Source organism: Bacillus badius NBRC 15713, from assembly GCF_001591605.1.
GTDB classification, from domain to species: Bacteria; Bacillota; Bacilli; order Bacillales; family Domibacillaceae; genus Pseudobacillus; species Pseudobacillus badius.
Map to the genome: position 1 here is coordinate 18,375 of NZ_BCVF01000026.1, position 12,952 is coordinate 31,326.

Genomic DNA, 12,952 nt, shown 5'->3' on the forward strand with positions numbered 1-12,952 from the left:
TCTCTAGATAAAAATTATTGTTCGTTGACAGTTACTAAGTGAGATACTTTGTTAATCATACCTCGGATTGCTGCGTTATCTTGGTGCTCCACTGTTTGGTGCATTTTGCGGAGGCCAAGAGCTTTAACTGTTTCACGTTGATCTTTCGGACGACCGATCAAGCTGCGAGTGAGGGTAATTGATAATTTTTCAGCCATTGTAAATCCCTCCTTATCCTAACAGTTCTTCTACTGATTTTCCGCGTAATTTAGCAACATCCTCTGCACGCTTCAATTGCTTAATTCCTTCAATAGTAGCGCGTACCATGTTGATTGGTGTGTTTGAACCGTGTGATTTAGAAAGAATGTCTTCTACACCGCCAAGTTCAAGTACCGCACGAACCGGTCCGCCAGCGATAACTCCCGTACCTTCAGAAGCAGGCTTCAAGAGAATTTCGCCACCGCCAAAACGGCCAATTACTTGGTGTGGAATTGTTGTTCCAACGATCGGAATAGTAACCAGGTTTTTCTTTGCATCTTCGATTGCTTTGCGGATAGCATCAGGTACTTCTTGTGCTTTACCAGTACCAAAGCCTACGTGTCCGTTTTTGTCACCGACAACCACAAGCGCAGTAAAACGGAAACGACGTCCGCCCTTTACTACTTTTGCTACACGATTGACCGTAACTACGCGTTCTTCAAGTTCAAGTTTATTTGGATCAATGCGACGCATTAATTTGTCCCTCCTTCTTTATTAGAATTCCAGTCCATTTTCGCGCGCTGCTTCTGCTAAAGCTTTTACGCGGCCATGATATAAGTAACCTCCGCGGTCAAATACTACGGATTTGATTCCTTTTTCGCTCGCTCTTTTAGCAACTAGTTCGCCAACTTTGGCAGCTGCTTCAGCGTTGCCTGTTTTTTCTAGACCGAAATCTTTTTCGATTGTAGAAGCACTGGCAAGCGTTACACCGTTCGCATCATCGATCACTTGAGCATACAAGTGCTGATTAGAACGGAAGATATTTAAGCGTGGACGAGCTGCTGTACCGCTGATTTTCGCGCGTACACGAGCATGTCTCTTTTTACGCGTTTTATTCTTATCTTGCTTCGTAATCATTGTGGTCACTCCTTTCGTTTACTTAAGCGACATTACTTACCTGTCTTACCTTCTTTACGGCGTACGTGCTCGCCTTCATAACGGATCCCTTTGCCTTTATAAGGCTCTGGCGGACGAGTTGCGCGAACGTTTGCAGCGAAAGCTCCTACACGCTCTTTGCTGATTCCTTTAACAATTACTTTTGTGTTAGAAGGAACTTCAACTTCTACGCCATTTTCTGGTTCCATTTCAACCGGATGAGAGTAACCGACATTCAGAACAAGTTTGTTTCCTTGTTTTTGTGCACGGTATCCAACACCGATCAATTCAAGAGATTTTTCGAAACCTTTAGATACACCTTCAACCATGTTTGATAAAAGCGCACGAGTCGTACCATGGATTGTACGGTGTTCTTTAGATTCTGAAGGACGAACGACTGTGATCACGTTGCCTTCAATCTCAATTTTCATATCTTTGTTAAATGTTCTTACAAGCTCACCTTTTGGGCCTTTTACAGTAACTGTGTTGTTGTCGTTTGTTACTGTTACGCCTTCTGGAAGCTCAATAGGTTTTTTCCCTACACGAGACATATTGTTGCACCTCCATTCATTACGAGAATATTACCAAACGTATGCTAATACTTCGCCGCCTACTTGTTTAGCGCGGGCTTCTTTATCAGTTAACACACCGTTAGATGTGGATACAAGAGCAATACCTAAACCGTTAAGTACTCTTGGCATTTCGTCAGCTTTCGCGTATACGCGCAAACCAGGTTTGCTGATACGTTTCAAGCCAGTAATAACACGCTCATTGTTCGCACCATATTTTAAGAAAATACGGATTACGCCTTGCTTGTTGTCTTCGATAAATTCTACGTCGCGTACGAAACCTTCACGCTTTAAAATTTCAGCGATCTCCTTCTTGATGTTAGAAGCAGGCACTTCTAATTTCTCGTGACGTACCATGTTCGCATTGCGAATGCGAGTCAACAAATCTGCAATTGGATCTGTCATAACCATTCTATTTACCTCCTTCCCAATTCTGGGTATTACCAGCTAGCTTTTTTAACACCAGGAATTTGTCCTTTATATGCAAGTTCACGGAAACAAATACGGCAAAGCTTAAATTTGCGGTATACAGAGTGTGGACGCCCACAACGTTCGCAGCGTGTATACTCTTGCACCTTAAATTTAGGTGTGCGTTTTTGCTTCGCAATCATTGATTTTTTAGCCACATTTTCGCCTCCCTTTTTATAGAGATTACTTTTGGAACGGCATTCCAATTTGAGTTAACAATTCGCGAGCCTCTTCGTCAGTGTTCGCAGTTGTTACAATTACGATATCCATACCGCGGATTTTGCTTACTTTATCGTAATCAATTTCAGGGAAGATCAATTGCTCTTTCACACCAAGTGTGTAGTTTCCGCGTCCGTCAAATGCTTTTTTAGAAACACCACGGAAGTCACGTACACGTGGAAGTGATACAGCGATTAATTTATCAAGGAATTCGTACATACGCTCACCGCGTAATGTTACTTTCGCTCCGATAGGCATACCTTCACGAAGGCGGAAGCCCGCAATCGAATTTTTAGCGCGTGTAATCATTGGCTTTTGACCAGTGATCAAGGCTAATTCTTCAACAGCTGTGTCAAGTGCTTTCGCGTTTTGAACAGCATCGCCTACCCCCATATTAACTACAATCTTTTCAACTTTCGGTACTTGCATAATTGATTTGTAATTGAATTTATTCATTAAAGCAGGTGTAATTTCTTCATTAAACTTTGCTTTAAGGCGGTTCATATAGTGTACCTCCCTTCATTAACAGACTTATTATTTATCTAAAGTTTCACCAGATTTTTTTGCTACACGTACTTTTTTGCCGTCAACCACTTTGAATCCTACGCGAGTAGGCTCGTTTGTTTTCGGGTCTAAAAGCATAACGTTAGAAACGTGAATAGGTGCCTCCTGGCTAATAATTCCGCCTTGCGGATTTACTTGTGAAGGTTTCGCATGCTTCTTCACGATATTAATGCCTTCTACAAGCACACGGTCTTTTTTAGGAAAAGCTGCAAGCACGATGCCTGTTTTTCCTTTGTCTTTGCCCGTGATGACCATTACTTTATCGCCTTTTTTAACATTCATTTCATCGCACCTCCTTGAATGGCCAAGTTGATAAAATTGCTTTCATTTAGATTACTTCCGGAGCAAGAGAAACAATTTTCATAAAGTTGCTGTCACGCAATTCACGTGCAACCGGGCCAAAGATACGAGTTCCACGAGGGCTCTTGTCATCTTTAATGATTACGCACGCATTTTCATCGAAACGGATATAAGATCCATCGTTACGGCGCATTCCACGTTTTGTACGTACGATAACAGCTTTTACTACGTCACCCTTCTTGACAACGCCGCCTGGTGTTGCTTGTTTCACCGTGCAGACGATGATGTCTCCGACATTTGCAGTTTTACGGCCAGAGCCACCAAGAACTTTGATCGTTAACACTTCACGAGCTCCTGAGTTGTCAGCTACTTTTAAACGAGATTCTTGTTGGATCATTTATGTTACCTCCCTTCGGATTCACTTTCTATCCGAACAATAATGAATTAGATAATAACTGCTTTTTCTACAACTTCAACTAAACGGAAGCGTTTCGTAGCAGATAATGGGCGAGTTTCCATGATGCGGACAACATCACCGATTTTTGCTTCATTCAGCTCATCATGAGCTTTGAATTTTTTAGAGTACTTAACGCGTTTGCCGTAAAGTGAGTGCTTTTTGTAAGTTTCTACGAGAACAGTCACAGTTTTGTCCATTTTGTCAGACACAACACGTCCAGTATAAACTTTACGTTGGTTACGTTCACTCATTGTGCAAACCTCCTCTCAATTATCGATTGTTAACATCGATCTCTCTTTGACGAATAACAGTTTTCATACGAGCGATCGCTTTGCGTACTTCACGGATGCGAGCAGTGTTTTCAAGTTGACCAGTCGCTAATTGGAAACGAAGATTAAAGAGCTCTTCTTTTAAAGACTTAAGTTTTTGCTCAATTTCGGCAGTGGTTAATTCAATAATCTCATTAGCCTTCATTTGATTCACCACCAATTTCTTCTCGTTTTACAATTTTACATTTAACTGGCAGCTTGTGTGATGCCAGACGAAGTGCTTCACGAGCTACCTCTTCAGATACACCAGCAATTTCAAACATGATTTTCCCTGGTTTTACTACAGCGACCCATCCTTCAGGAGCACCTTTACCGGAACCCATCCGAACTTCAAGAGGTTTTGCAGTGTAAGGCTTGTGTGGGAAAATTTTGATCCATACTTTACCGCCACGTTTCATGTAACGAGTCATCGCAATACGGGCAGCTTCGATTTGACGGTTTGTGATCCATGAAGCTTCAATAGCTTGAAGACCATATTCGCCAAATGCTACTTCTGTACCGCCTTTTGCTTGACCGCGCATTTTTCCACGGTGTACACGACGGTATTTTACGCGTTTAGGCAATAACATGATTATTTTCCTCCTTCCTCAGACTTCTTCTTCGTAGGAAGAACCTCTCCACGATAAATCCATACTTTCACGCCAAGCTTACCATAAGTAGTGTCAGCTTCAACATGCGCATAGTCAATGTCCGCACGAAGTGTATGAAGTGGAACTGTTCCTTCACTGTAATGTTCAGCACGAGCGATATCAGCGCCGCCAAGACGTCCAGAAACTTGTGTTTTGATTCCTTTTGCACCAGCGCGGATTGTGCGTTGGATCGCTTGCTTTTGCGCACGACGGAAAGATACACGGTTTTCTAATTGGCGAGCGATGTTTTCAGCTACAAGCTTAGCATCTAAATCAGCTCTTTTAATCTCAACGATGTTAATATGAACTCGTTTGCCTGTTAGTTGATTTAAAGACTTGCGAAGTGCTTCAACCTCAGATCCACCTTTACCGATAACCATACCAGGCTTAGCTGTATGAACAGTAATGTTGATGCGGTTAGCAGCACGCTCAATTTCAATTCGAGATACAGAAGCATCTTTTAAGCGGTTTTCGATATATTCACGAACTTTAAGATCTTCATGCAAAAGGTTTGCGTAATCTTTCTCTGCATACCATTTTGAATCCCAGTCACGGATGATACCGACACGTAAACCATTAGGATGTACTTTTTGACCCACGAATTATCCCTCCTTCTTTTCTGATACCACGATTGTGATGTGGCTTGTACGTTTATTAATTGCGCTTGCGCGTCCCATTGCACGTGGACGGAAACGTTTTAAAGTCGGACCCTCGTCAACAAATGCTTGTTTAACAACAAGGTTGTTAATGTCCATGTCATAGTTATGTTCTGCGTTAGCAATCGCAGAGTTAAGTAATTTTTCAACGACCGGAGATGCAGCTTTTGGTGTATGACGCAAAATAGCTACCGCTTCCCCTACTTGCTTTCCTCGAATCAGATCAATCACTAAACGTGCTTTACGAGGAGCAATACGAACTGTTCTTACAACAGCTTTTGCTTCCATTGGGATACCCTCCTCTCATTAGCGTCTTGTTTTTTTATCGTCACTAGCGTGACCTTTATACGTGCGCGTTGGCGCAAACTCGCCAAGTTTGTGTCCTACCATATCTTCTGTTACATAAACAGGAACATGCTTACGGCCATCGTATACAGCGATTGTGTGACCGATAAAAGCAGGGAAGATTGTTGAACGGCGAGACCAAGTTTTTACCACTTGTTTCTTATCAGCTTCATTTAATTTTTCAATTTTATTGAATAGATGATCATCAACAAAAGGTCCTTTTTTCAAGCTACGGCCCATTTTGGTACCTCCCTTCGCAATTGGTCTACGGTTCGCGAAAGGAACCGTAGTGCAATTACGTTATTTTTTACGACGACGTACGATAAACTTGTCGCTTTTGTTTTTCTTCTTACGAGTTTTGTAACCAAGAGTTGGTTTGCCCCATGGTGTAACTGGTGATTTACGTCCGATTGGAGAACGTCCTTCACCACCACCGTGTGGATGGTCATTCGGGTTCATTACAGATCCACGTACAGTTGGCTTCTTGCCTAACCAGCGAGAACGACCTGCTTTACCGATGTTTACAAGTTCGTGCTGCTCGTTGCCCACTTGGCCGACAGTTGCACGGCAAGTAGCAAGGATCATGCGAACTTCACCAGAGTTCAAACGAACAAGAACGTATTTTCCTTCTTTACCTAACACTTGTGCAGATGTACCAGCTGAACGCACCAATTGTCCGCCTTTGCCAGGCTTTAATTCGATGTTGTGAACAACTGTACCTACAGGAATGTTAACTAAAGGAAGAGCATTACCTACTTTGATATCTGCTTCCGGTCCGGACATAACTTCCATTCCGACTTTTAAGTTCTTAGGTGCTAGAATGTAGCGTTTTTCACCGTCAACATAGTTGATTAACGCAATGTTTGCTGAGCGGTTTGGATCATACTCGATTGTGGCAACGCGTCCAGGTATACCATCTTTATCGCGTTTGAAGTCGATAATACGGTATTGACGCTTATGGCCGCCACCTTGATGACGAACAGTAGTTCTACCTTGGTTGTTACGGCCGCCTTTCTTTTTAAGAGGCGCCAACAACGATTTTTCCGGCTTATCAGTTGTAAGCTCTGCAAAATCAAGTGACGTCATGTTACGACGGCCGTTGGTAGTTGGTTTATACTTTTTAATCGCCATGTCATTTCCCTCCTCTTCTTATATTGTTGAATTAAACTTCAAATAGTTCGATTTCTTTGCTGTCTTGAGTTAATGTAACAACCGCTTTACGGCGTTTGTTTGTATAACCTGCATAACGACCCATACGCTTGAACTTACCTTTGTAGTTCATGATGTTTACTTTTGCTACTTTCACGCCAAAGATTTCTTCAATCGCATCTTTAACTTGAGTTTTGTTAGCTTTCACATCAACTTCAAACGTATATTTTTTATCAGCCATAATTTCAGTTGAATGTTCTGTAATGACGGGGCGCTTAATGATATCGCGAGCATCCATTATGCAAGCACCTCCTCTACTTTTTCAACAGCTGCTTTAGTGATGATTAGTTTTTCGTGTCCAAGAACATCTAAAACACTAACGCCGTTTGCATCTACTACTGTCACGCCTGGGATGTTGCGTGCAGACAATGCAACATTTTCATTTAAAGCTTCTGTTACGATTAGCGCTTTGCTGTTCACAGAAAGATTTTTCAATACGCTTGCGAATTCTTTTGTTTTTGGAGCATCGAAAGATAGAGCTTCCAAAACAATGATGTTTTGCTCTGCAACTTTAGAAGAAAGGGCAGATTTAATCGCTAAGCGACGAACTTTTTTCGGTAATTTGTAGCTGTAGCTGCGTGGAACAGGTCCGAATACTGTTCCGCCTCCGCGCCATTGTGGAGAACGAATAGATCCTTGACGAGCACGTCCAGTACCTTTTTGACGCCACGGTTTGCGGCCGCCGCCACGTACTTCAGAACGATTTTTTACTTTGCTTGTTCCTTGGCGTAAAGATGCGCGTTGCATCATTACTGCTTCGAATAAAACATGTTGATTAGGTTCAATACCGAAAACGGAATCGTTCAGTTCGATTTCACCAACTTCAGCTCCGTTTTGGTTTAATAATGTAACTTTCGGCATTCTTGTTTCCTCCTTTCTAGAAAAAGTTGATTATTTTACTTTTACCGCACTTTGAATTTTCACTAGGGATTTTTTCGGTCCAGGAACATTTCCTTTAACCAAAATTACGTTGCGCTCTGCGTCAACTTTCACTACTTGCAGGTTTTGGATAGTGATTTGTTCGCCACCCATACGGCCTGGAAGCAATTTGTTTTTGAATACGCGGTTAGGAGCAACTGGTCCCATAGAACCTGGGCGACGGTGGTAACGGGAACCGTGGGACATAGGTCCGCGGCTTTGTCCGTGGCGTTTGATTGCACCTTGGAAACCTTTACCTTTTGATACTCCTGTTACGTCGATGATATCTCCTTCAGCGAAAATATCTACTTTAACCTCTTGACCAACCTCTACTTCTTCACCGAAGTTACGGAACTCACGAATGAAGCGCTTAGGTGCAGTGTTAGCTTTTGCAACGTGACCTTTAGCTGGTTTGTTTGCAAGCTTTTCACGCTTGTCATCAAAACCTAACTGAATAGCTTCATAGCCATCGCCTTCGATCGTTTTCTTTTGCAGTACAACGTTTGCAGCTGCTTCGATCACAGTAACTGGAATTAGTTCACCGTTTTCAGCAAATACTTGAGTCATACCGATTTTTCTTCCTAAGATTCCTTTGGTCATGAGTCACACCTCCTGAATTAATAATTTTTTATAGTAATTAAAGTTTAATTTCAATGTCAACGCCTGATGGCAGGTCTAAACGCATTAATGAATCAACAGTTTGTGGTGTTGGATTCACGATGTCGATTAAACGTTTATGTGTACGCATCTCGAATTGCTCACGAGAATCTTTGTACTTATGAACCGCACGTAAGATTGTGTAAACAGATTTTTCTGTTGGCAACGGGATCGGACCCGATACGTTAGCACCAGAACGTTTTGCTGTTTCAACGATCTTTTCTGCTGATTGATCTAAAATTCTGTGGTCATATGCCTTCAAACGAATACGAATTTTTTCTTTTGCCATTATTTTCCCTCCTTTTCCGCCTATTTGCTAATAGACATTCTCCGCAGAAATATCCTGACGACACTCGCCATGGCAAAGCGGCCGGGTGTGTCAGCAACCTTCTGCATCATCGCTGTCAAAAACCAACGTTATTGATTATACACGAAGTTTTCGATGTGTGCAACTATATTTACTATATTTCTTCTCTAGCACACCTTTACTATTATACACGCATTGTCTCTGTATATCAATAGCAGAAAGAAGCAAATAAAAAAGCAGGCGGAAAAACCGCCTGCTTTCTTCAAGCTGTTATTATTTTTCGATTGTAGATACAACGCCTGAACCTACAGTACGTCCACCTTCACGAATAGAGAAACGAGTTCCTTCTTCGATCGCGATTGGAGAGATAAGTTCTACGTTCATTTCGATGTTGTCTCCAGGCATAACCATTTCTACGCCTTCAGGAAGATTAACTACACCAGTTACATCAGTTGTACGGAAGTAGAACTGAGGACGGTAGTTAGTGAAGAATGGAGTGTGACGTCCACCCTCTTCTTTAGACAATACATAAACTTCAGCTTTGAATTTAGTGTGTGGAGTGATTGAACCTGGCTTAGCAAGTACTTGTCCACGTTGGATGTCTTCACGTGCTACACCACGAAGAAGAGCACCGATGTTGTCGCCAGCTTCTGCATAGTCAAGAAGCTTACGGAACATTTCTACACCTGTTACAGTTGTTTTCTTAGCTTCTTCAGCTAAACCGATGATTTCAACTTCGTCACCGACTTTAACTTGTCCACGCTCTACACGGCCAGTTGCAACTGTACCACGGCCAGTGATTGAGAATACGTCCTCAACAGGCATCATGAATGGTTTGTCAGTGTCGCGCTCTGGAGTTGGAACGTACTCATCAACAGCGTCCATAAGCTCGATGATTTTTTCTTCCCATTGTGCTTCGCCTTCAAGAGCTTTAAGAGCAGAACCTTTGATTACTGGTACGTCATCTCCAGGGAAATCGTACTCAGAAAGAAGGTCACGAACTTCCATTTCAACAAGCTCAAGAAGCTCTTCGTCGTCTACCATGTCGCATTTGTTTAAGAATACAACTAGGTAAGGTACACCTACGTTACGAGAAAGAAGGATGTGCTCACGAGTTTGTGGCATTGGGCCGTCAGCAGCAGATACTACTAGGATACCGCCGTCCATTTGAGCAGCTCCAGTGATCATGTTTTTAACGTAGTCAGCATGTCCTGGGCAGTCAACGTGTGCATAGTGACGTTTGTCAGTTTCATATTCAACGTGAGAAGTGTTGATTGTGATACCGCGCTCGCGCTCTTCTGGAGCGTTGTCGATTTGGTCGTAACCACGTGCTTCACTTCCGCCTTTTTTAGCAAGAACAGTTGTGATTGCTGCTGTTAAAGTTGTTTTACCATGGTCAACGTGACCAATTGTACCGATATTCGCATGTGTTTTGGAACGGTCGAATTTTTCCTTAGCCATTAGGAAATCCTCCTTTGAATTGTCAAATTAATTAATTTATATAGGGACTTTGAAGGCGGAACTTAATTCCGTCTTCAAAGATACCAAAGCTTACATTGTATTTATACTTCATTAAAGAGTATAAATCAATTATTCACCTTTATTTTTCTTGATGATTTCTTCAGAAACTGATTTCGGCACTTCTTCGTAGTGGTCAAAGTGCATAGAATAAGTTCCGCGACCTTGTGTATTAGAACGCAGGGAAGTAGCATAACCGAACATTTCAGAAAGTGGAACGAACGCTTTTACTACTTGAGCGTTACCGCGAGCTTCCATACCTTCCACGCGTCCGCGGCGGGAAGTGATGTCGCCCATGATATCTCCAAGGTATTCATCAGGAATAACAACTTCTACTTTCATCATTGGCTCAAGAAGAACCGGATTACATTTAGAAGCCGCATTTTTCAATGCCATAGATGCAGCAATTTTAAACGCCATCTCACTGGAGTCAACATCATGGTAAGAACCGTCAAACAGTCTTGCTTTAATGTCGATCAATTGATAGCCGGCAAGTACACCGTTTTGCAATGCATCTTCAAGACCAGCTTGAACAGCCGGAATGTATTCACGCGGAACAACCCCACCAACGATGCCGTTTTCAAATTCGAAACCAGCGCCTTCTTCATTAGGTGTGAATTCGATCCAAACGTGACCATATTGTCCGCGTCCACCGGATTGGCGGGCAAACTTACCTTCTACTTGTGCAGAAGAACGGAAAGTTTCGCGGTAAGCTACTTGTGGAGCACCCACGTTTGCTTCTACTTTAAATTCGCGACGCATACGGTCTACGATGATATCCAAGTGAAGCTCACCCATACCAGAGATAACAACTTGCCCTGTTTCAGGGTTTGTTTCTGCGCGGAAAGTAGGATCTTCCTCTTGAAGTTTTTGCAGAGCAGTTGTCATTTTATCTTGGTCGCCTTTTGATTTCGGCTCAACTGATAAAGAGATAACCGGCTCTGGGAATTCCATAGACTCTAAAATAACGAGATGCTTCTCATCACAAAGAGTGTCCCCAGTAGCTGTATCTTTCAAACCAACTGCTGCAGCGATATCGCCTGCATGCACTTCAGAGATTTCTTCACGGGAGTTCGCATGCATTTGCAGGATACGACCGACACGCTCACGCTTGCCTTTTGTAGAGTTTTGTACGTATGAACCTGAATTTAAAATACCAGAGTACACACGGAAGAATGTTAACTTACCTACATAAGGGTCAGTCATAACTTTAAATGCAAGAGCTGAGAATGGTGCATCGTCTGATGAAGGACGAGTAACTTCTTCATCGCTGTCTGGCAGAGTACCTTTAATGTTTGGTACATCTGTTGGAGCTGGAAGATAGTCGATAACTGCATCCAACATTAATTGAACACCTTTGTTTTTGAATGCTGTTCCACAAAGTACAGGGAAGAACTCAACGTTGATTGTACCTTTACGGATAGCGGCTTTGATTTCTGGAATTGTTACTTCTTCGCCGCCAAGGTATTTTTCCATGATTTCTTCATCGAATTCAGCAATCGCTTCGATTAACTTTTCACGGTACTCTTCTGCTTGGTCTTGCATATCTTCAGGGATATCCCCTGTTTCGATTTCAGTTCCAAGGTCGTTTCCGTAGAAAGTTGCTTTCATTTCAACTAGGTCGATAATGCCGCGGAATTCATCTTCGGCACCGATCGGAAGTTGAATTGGATGTGCATTTGCCATCAAACGGTCATTGATTGTGCCGACAGAATAAAGGAAGTCTGCACCGATCTTATCCATTTTGTTAACAAATACGATACGCGGAACGCCATATGTAGTTGCTTGGCGCCAAACTGTTTCTGTTTGCGGCTCAACTCCGGATTGGGCATCAAGTACAGTTACTGCACCATCAAGTACACGAAGGGAACGTTCAACCTCAACAGTGAAGTCTACGTGTCCTGGTGTGTCGATGATGTTTACACGATGGCCTTTCCACTGAGCAGTTGTCGCAGCAGAAGTGATTGTGATACCGCGCTCTTGTTCTTGCTCCATCCAGTCCATTTGAGACGCACCTTCGTGAGTCTCACCAATTTTATGGATACGGCCTGTATAGTAGAGAATACGCTCGGTAGTCGTCGTTTTACCGGCATCGATGTGAGCCATGATGCCGATATTCCGAGTGTTTTCTAAGGAGAACTCTCTTGCCATGTATGTCTTTCTCCTTCCTTAAGTTAAGATGATTTTAAAAGTAATCTTACCAGCGGTAGTGAGCAAATGCTTTGTTTGCTTCTGCCATTTTGTGAGTATCTTCGCGCTTCTTAACTGAAGCACCAGTGTTGTTAGCTGCATCAAGGATCTCGCCTGCAAGGCGCTCTTCCATTGTTTTCTCACCGCGAAGACGAGAATAGTTAACTAACCAGCGAAGACCAAGAGTTGTACGGCGCTCAGGACGAACCTCAACTGGTACTTGGTAGTTTGCACCACCTACACGGCGTGCTCTAACCTCTAATACTGGCATGATGTTTTTAATTGCTTGATCAAATACTTCCATTGGATCTTTGCCCGTACGTTCACGGATAAGATCGAATGATGCGTAAAGAATAGCTTGTGATTTACCTCTTTTACCGTCGATCATCATTTTGTTGATGAGACGAGTAACTAATTTGGAGTTGTACATTGGATCTGGCAGTACATCTCTCTTCGCTACAGGACCTTTACGTGGCATGTAAAATCCTCCTTTCATGTAATTCC

23 protein-coding genes are annotated in these 12,952 nt (G+C 42.7%); all 23 read right to left on the minus strand.

Translation table 11 applies throughout. The features are described from left to right. Window positions 1-14: 14 nt before the first annotated feature. The 23 genes from rpmD to rpsG all read right to left on the minus strand — a co-directional run bounded on the left by rpmD (window position 15) and on the right by rpsG (window position 12,926). Window positions 15-197: a 50S ribosomal protein L30 gene (gene rpmD, locus BBA02S_RS13235; protein ID WP_041101747.1), complete on the minus strand. Its 183-nt coding sequence runs from the start codon at window positions 195-197 to the stop codon at window positions 15-17. Window positions 198-210: 13 nt separating this feature from the next. Beyond that, the gene (gene rpsE, locus BBA02S_RS13240; protein WP_041101749.1) at window positions 211-711 is read right to left on the minus strand and encodes a 30S ribosomal protein S5; all 501 of its coding nucleotides are present in this window, start codon (window positions 709-711) and stop codon (window positions 211-213) included. A 21-nt stretch (window positions 712-732) separates the two neighbouring features. Continuing rightward, entirely contained in the window at window positions 733-1,095 is a 363-nt protein-coding gene (gene rplR / locus BBA02S_RS13245) for a 50S ribosomal protein L18 (protein ID WP_041101751.1), read from the minus strand. Between the two features lie 32 nt (window positions 1,096-1,127). After that, window positions 1,128-1,664 carry a 50S ribosomal protein L6 gene (rplF, locus tag BBA02S_RS13250; protein WP_041101753.1) on the minus strand — a complete coding sequence of 179 codons (537 nt, stop codon included), beginning with the start codon at window positions 1,662-1,664 and terminating at the stop codon, window positions 1,128-1,130. Window positions 1,665-1,694: 30 nt separating this feature from the next. Then, window positions 1,695-2,093: a 30S ribosomal protein S8 gene (gene rpsH / locus BBA02S_RS13255; protein WP_041101755.1), complete on the minus strand. Its 399-nt coding sequence runs from the start codon at window positions 2,091-2,093 to the stop codon at window positions 1,695-1,697. Window positions 2,094-2,122: 29 nt separating this feature from the next. Then, window positions 2,123-2,308: a 30S ribosomal protein S14 gene (gene rpsN / locus BBA02S_RS13260; RefSeq protein WP_001085700.1), complete on the minus strand. Its 186-nt coding sequence runs from the start codon at window positions 2,306-2,308 to the stop codon at window positions 2,123-2,125. A gap of 25 nt (window positions 2,309-2,333) precedes the next feature. Then, a complete protein-coding gene (rplE, locus tag BBA02S_RS13265) occupies window positions 2,334-2,873 on the minus strand; it encodes a 50S ribosomal protein L5 (RefSeq protein ID WP_041101759.1) in 540 nt (179 codons plus the stop codon). A gap of 30 nt (window positions 2,874-2,903) precedes the next feature. Then, the gene (rplX, locus tag BBA02S_RS13270) at window positions 2,904-3,215 is read right to left on the minus strand and encodes a 50S ribosomal protein L24 (RefSeq protein ID WP_041101761.1); all 312 of its coding nucleotides are present in this window, start codon (window positions 3,213-3,215) and stop codon (window positions 2,904-2,906) included. 46 nt (window positions 3,216-3,261) lie between these two features. Then, a complete protein-coding gene (gene rplN, locus BBA02S_RS13275; RefSeq protein WP_041101762.1) occupies window positions 3,262-3,630 on the minus strand; it encodes a 50S ribosomal protein L14 in 369 nt (122 codons plus the stop codon). Window positions 3,631-3,677: 47 nt separating this feature from the next. Further along, on the minus strand, window positions 3,678-3,941 hold the full coding sequence (gene rpsQ, locus BBA02S_RS13280) for a 30S ribosomal protein S17 (RefSeq protein ID WP_041101764.1): 264 nt from the start codon (window positions 3,939-3,941) through the stop codon (window positions 3,678-3,680). Window positions 3,942-3,960: 19 nt separating this feature from the next. Then, on the minus strand, window positions 3,961-4,164 hold the full coding sequence (gene rpmC, locus BBA02S_RS13285) for a 50S ribosomal protein L29 (protein ID WP_041101766.1): 204 nt from the start codon (window positions 4,162-4,164) through the stop codon (window positions 3,961-3,963). Continuing rightward, the gene (rplP, locus tag BBA02S_RS13290) at window positions 4,154-4,588 is read right to left on the minus strand and encodes a 50S ribosomal protein L16 (protein WP_041101768.1); all 435 of its coding nucleotides are present in this window, start codon (window positions 4,586-4,588) and stop codon (window positions 4,154-4,156) included. Before rplP ends, rpmC begins: the two co-directional genes overlap by 11 nt. A gap of 2 nt (window positions 4,589-4,590) precedes the next feature. Continuing rightward, window positions 4,591-5,247 carry a 30S ribosomal protein S3 gene (gene rpsC / locus BBA02S_RS13295; RefSeq protein WP_041101770.1) on the minus strand — a complete coding sequence of 219 codons (657 nt, stop codon included), beginning with the start codon at window positions 5,245-5,247 and terminating at the stop codon, window positions 4,591-4,593. Window positions 5,248-5,250: 3 nt separating this feature from the next. Further along, entirely contained in the window at window positions 5,251-5,592 is a 342-nt protein-coding gene (rplV, locus tag BBA02S_RS13300; RefSeq protein WP_041101773.1) for a 50S ribosomal protein L22, read from the minus strand. An 18-nt stretch (window positions 5,593-5,610) separates the two neighbouring features. Continuing rightward, window positions 5,611-5,889, minus strand: coding sequence for a 30S ribosomal protein S19 (gene rpsS / locus BBA02S_RS13305; RefSeq protein WP_041101775.1), 279 nt, complete (start codon window positions 5,887-5,889; stop codon window positions 5,611-5,613). A gap of 60 nt (window positions 5,890-5,949) precedes the next feature. Further along, window positions 5,950-6,780 (minus strand): 50S ribosomal protein L2, encoded by an 831-nt coding sequence (rplB, locus tag BBA02S_RS13310; RefSeq protein WP_041101777.1) that lies wholly within the window; start codon window positions 6,778-6,780, stop codon window positions 5,950-5,952. Between the two features lie 31 nt (window positions 6,781-6,811). Beyond that, window positions 6,812-7,096, minus strand: coding sequence for a 50S ribosomal protein L23 (gene rplW, locus BBA02S_RS13315; RefSeq protein WP_041101779.1), 285 nt, complete (start codon window positions 7,094-7,096; stop codon window positions 6,812-6,814). Then, window positions 7,096-7,719 carry a 50S ribosomal protein L4 gene (gene rplD, locus BBA02S_RS13320; RefSeq protein ID WP_041101782.1) on the minus strand — a complete coding sequence of 208 codons (624 nt, stop codon included), beginning with the start codon at window positions 7,717-7,719 and terminating at the stop codon, window positions 7,096-7,098. Before rplD ends, rplW begins: the two co-directional genes overlap by 1 nt. A gap of 30 nt (window positions 7,720-7,749) precedes the next feature. Then, a complete protein-coding gene (gene rplC, locus BBA02S_RS13325) occupies window positions 7,750-8,376 on the minus strand; it encodes a 50S ribosomal protein L3 (protein ID WP_041101784.1) in 627 nt (208 codons plus the stop codon). A 37-nt stretch (window positions 8,377-8,413) separates the two neighbouring features. Beyond that, on the minus strand, window positions 8,414-8,722 hold the full coding sequence (gene rpsJ, locus BBA02S_RS13330) for a 30S ribosomal protein S10 (RefSeq protein ID WP_019394071.1): 309 nt from the start codon (window positions 8,720-8,722) through the stop codon (window positions 8,414-8,416). 291 nt (window positions 8,723-9,013) lie between these two features. After that, window positions 9,014-10,201: an elongation factor Tu gene (gene tuf, locus BBA02S_RS13335; RefSeq protein ID WP_041101787.1), complete on the minus strand. Its 1,188-nt coding sequence runs from the start codon at window positions 10,199-10,201 to the stop codon at window positions 9,014-9,016. 129 nt (window positions 10,202-10,330) lie between these two features. Next, window positions 10,331-12,409, minus strand: coding sequence for an elongation factor G (fusA, locus tag BBA02S_RS13340; RefSeq protein WP_041101789.1), 2,079 nt, complete (start codon window positions 12,407-12,409; stop codon window positions 10,331-10,333). Window positions 12,410-12,455: 46 nt separating this feature from the next. Continuing rightward, the gene (gene rpsG / locus BBA02S_RS13345) at window positions 12,456-12,926 is read right to left on the minus strand and encodes a 30S ribosomal protein S7 (protein ID WP_041101791.1); all 471 of its coding nucleotides are present in this window, start codon (window positions 12,924-12,926) and stop codon (window positions 12,456-12,458) included. Window positions 12,927-12,952 lie beyond the last annotated feature (26 nt).

Excerpts from the sequence above, each read along its gene's own strand:
- rpsS (WP_041101775.1), bottom strand. The coding sequence starts at position 5,889 with ATGGGCCGTAGCTTGAAAAAAGGACCTTTTGTTGATGATCATCTATTC.
- rpsG (WP_041101791.1), bottom strand. The coding sequence starts at position 12,926 with ATGCCACGTAAAGGTCCTGTAGCGAAGAGAGATGTACTGCCAGATCCA.
- rpmC (WP_041101766.1), bottom strand. The coding sequence starts at position 4,164 with ATGAAGGCTAATGAGATTATTGAATTAACCACTGCCGAAATTGAGCAA.
- rpsJ (WP_019394071.1), bottom strand. The coding sequence starts at position 8,722 with ATGGCAAAAGAAAAAATTCGTATTCGTTTGAAGGCATATGACCACAGA.
- rplD (WP_041101782.1), bottom strand. The coding sequence starts at position 7,719 with ATGCCGAAAGTTACATTATTAAACCAAAACGGAGCTGAAGTTGGTGAA.
- rpmD (WP_041101747.1), bottom strand. The coding sequence starts at position 197 with ATGGCTGAAAAATTATCAATTACCCTCACTCGCAGCTTGATCGGTCGT.
- rplP (WP_041101768.1), bottom strand. The coding sequence starts at position 4,588 with ATGTTATTGCCTAAACGCGTAAAATACCGTCGTGTACACCGTGGAAAA.
- rplF (WP_041101753.1), bottom strand. The coding sequence starts at position 1,664 with ATGTCTCGTGTAGGGAAAAAACCTATTGAGCTTCCAGAAGGCGTAACA.
- rplW (WP_041101779.1), bottom strand. The coding sequence starts at position 7,096 with ATGGATGCTCGCGATATCATTAAGCGCCCCGTCATTACAGAACATTCA.
- rpsQ (WP_041101764.1), bottom strand. The coding sequence starts at position 3,941 with ATGAGTGAACGTAACCAACGTAAAGTTTATACTGGACGTGTTGTGTCT.
- rplV (WP_041101773.1), bottom strand. The coding sequence starts at position 5,592 with ATGGAAGCAAAAGCTGTTGTAAGAACAGTTCGTATTGCTCCTCGTAAA.
- rplB (WP_041101777.1), bottom strand. The coding sequence starts at position 6,780 with ATGGCGATTAAAAAGTATAAACCAACTACCAACGGCCGTCGTAACATG.
- rplC (WP_041101784.1), bottom strand. The coding sequence starts at position 8,376 with ATGACCAAAGGAATCTTAGGAAGAAAAATCGGTATGACTCAAGTATTT.
- rpsH (WP_041101755.1), bottom strand. The coding sequence starts at position 2,093 with ATGGTTATGACAGATCCAATTGCAGATTTGTTGACTCGCATTCGCAAT.
- tuf (WP_041101787.1), bottom strand. The coding sequence starts at position 10,201 with ATGGCTAAGGAAAAATTCGACCGTTCCAAAACACATGCGAATATCGGT.
- rplN (WP_041101762.1), bottom strand. The coding sequence starts at position 3,630 with ATGATCCAACAAGAATCTCGTTTAAAAGTAGCTGACAACTCAGGAGCT.
- rplX (WP_041101761.1), bottom strand. The coding sequence starts at position 3,215 with ATGAATGTTAAAAAAGGCGATAAAGTAATGGTCATCACGGGCAAAGAC.
- rplE (WP_041101759.1), bottom strand. The coding sequence starts at position 2,873 with ATGAACCGCCTTAAAGCAAAGTTTAATGAAGAAATTACACCTGCTTTA.
- rplR (WP_041101751.1), bottom strand. The coding sequence starts at position 1,095 with ATGATTACGAAGCAAGATAAGAATAAAACGCGTAAAAAGAGACATGCT.
- rpsE (WP_041101749.1), bottom strand. The coding sequence starts at position 711 with ATGCGTCGCATTGATCCAAATAAACTTGAACTTGAAGAACGCGTAGTT.
- fusA (WP_041101789.1), bottom strand. The coding sequence starts at position 12,409 with ATGGCAAGAGAGTTCTCCTTAGAAAACACTCGGAATATCGGCATCATG.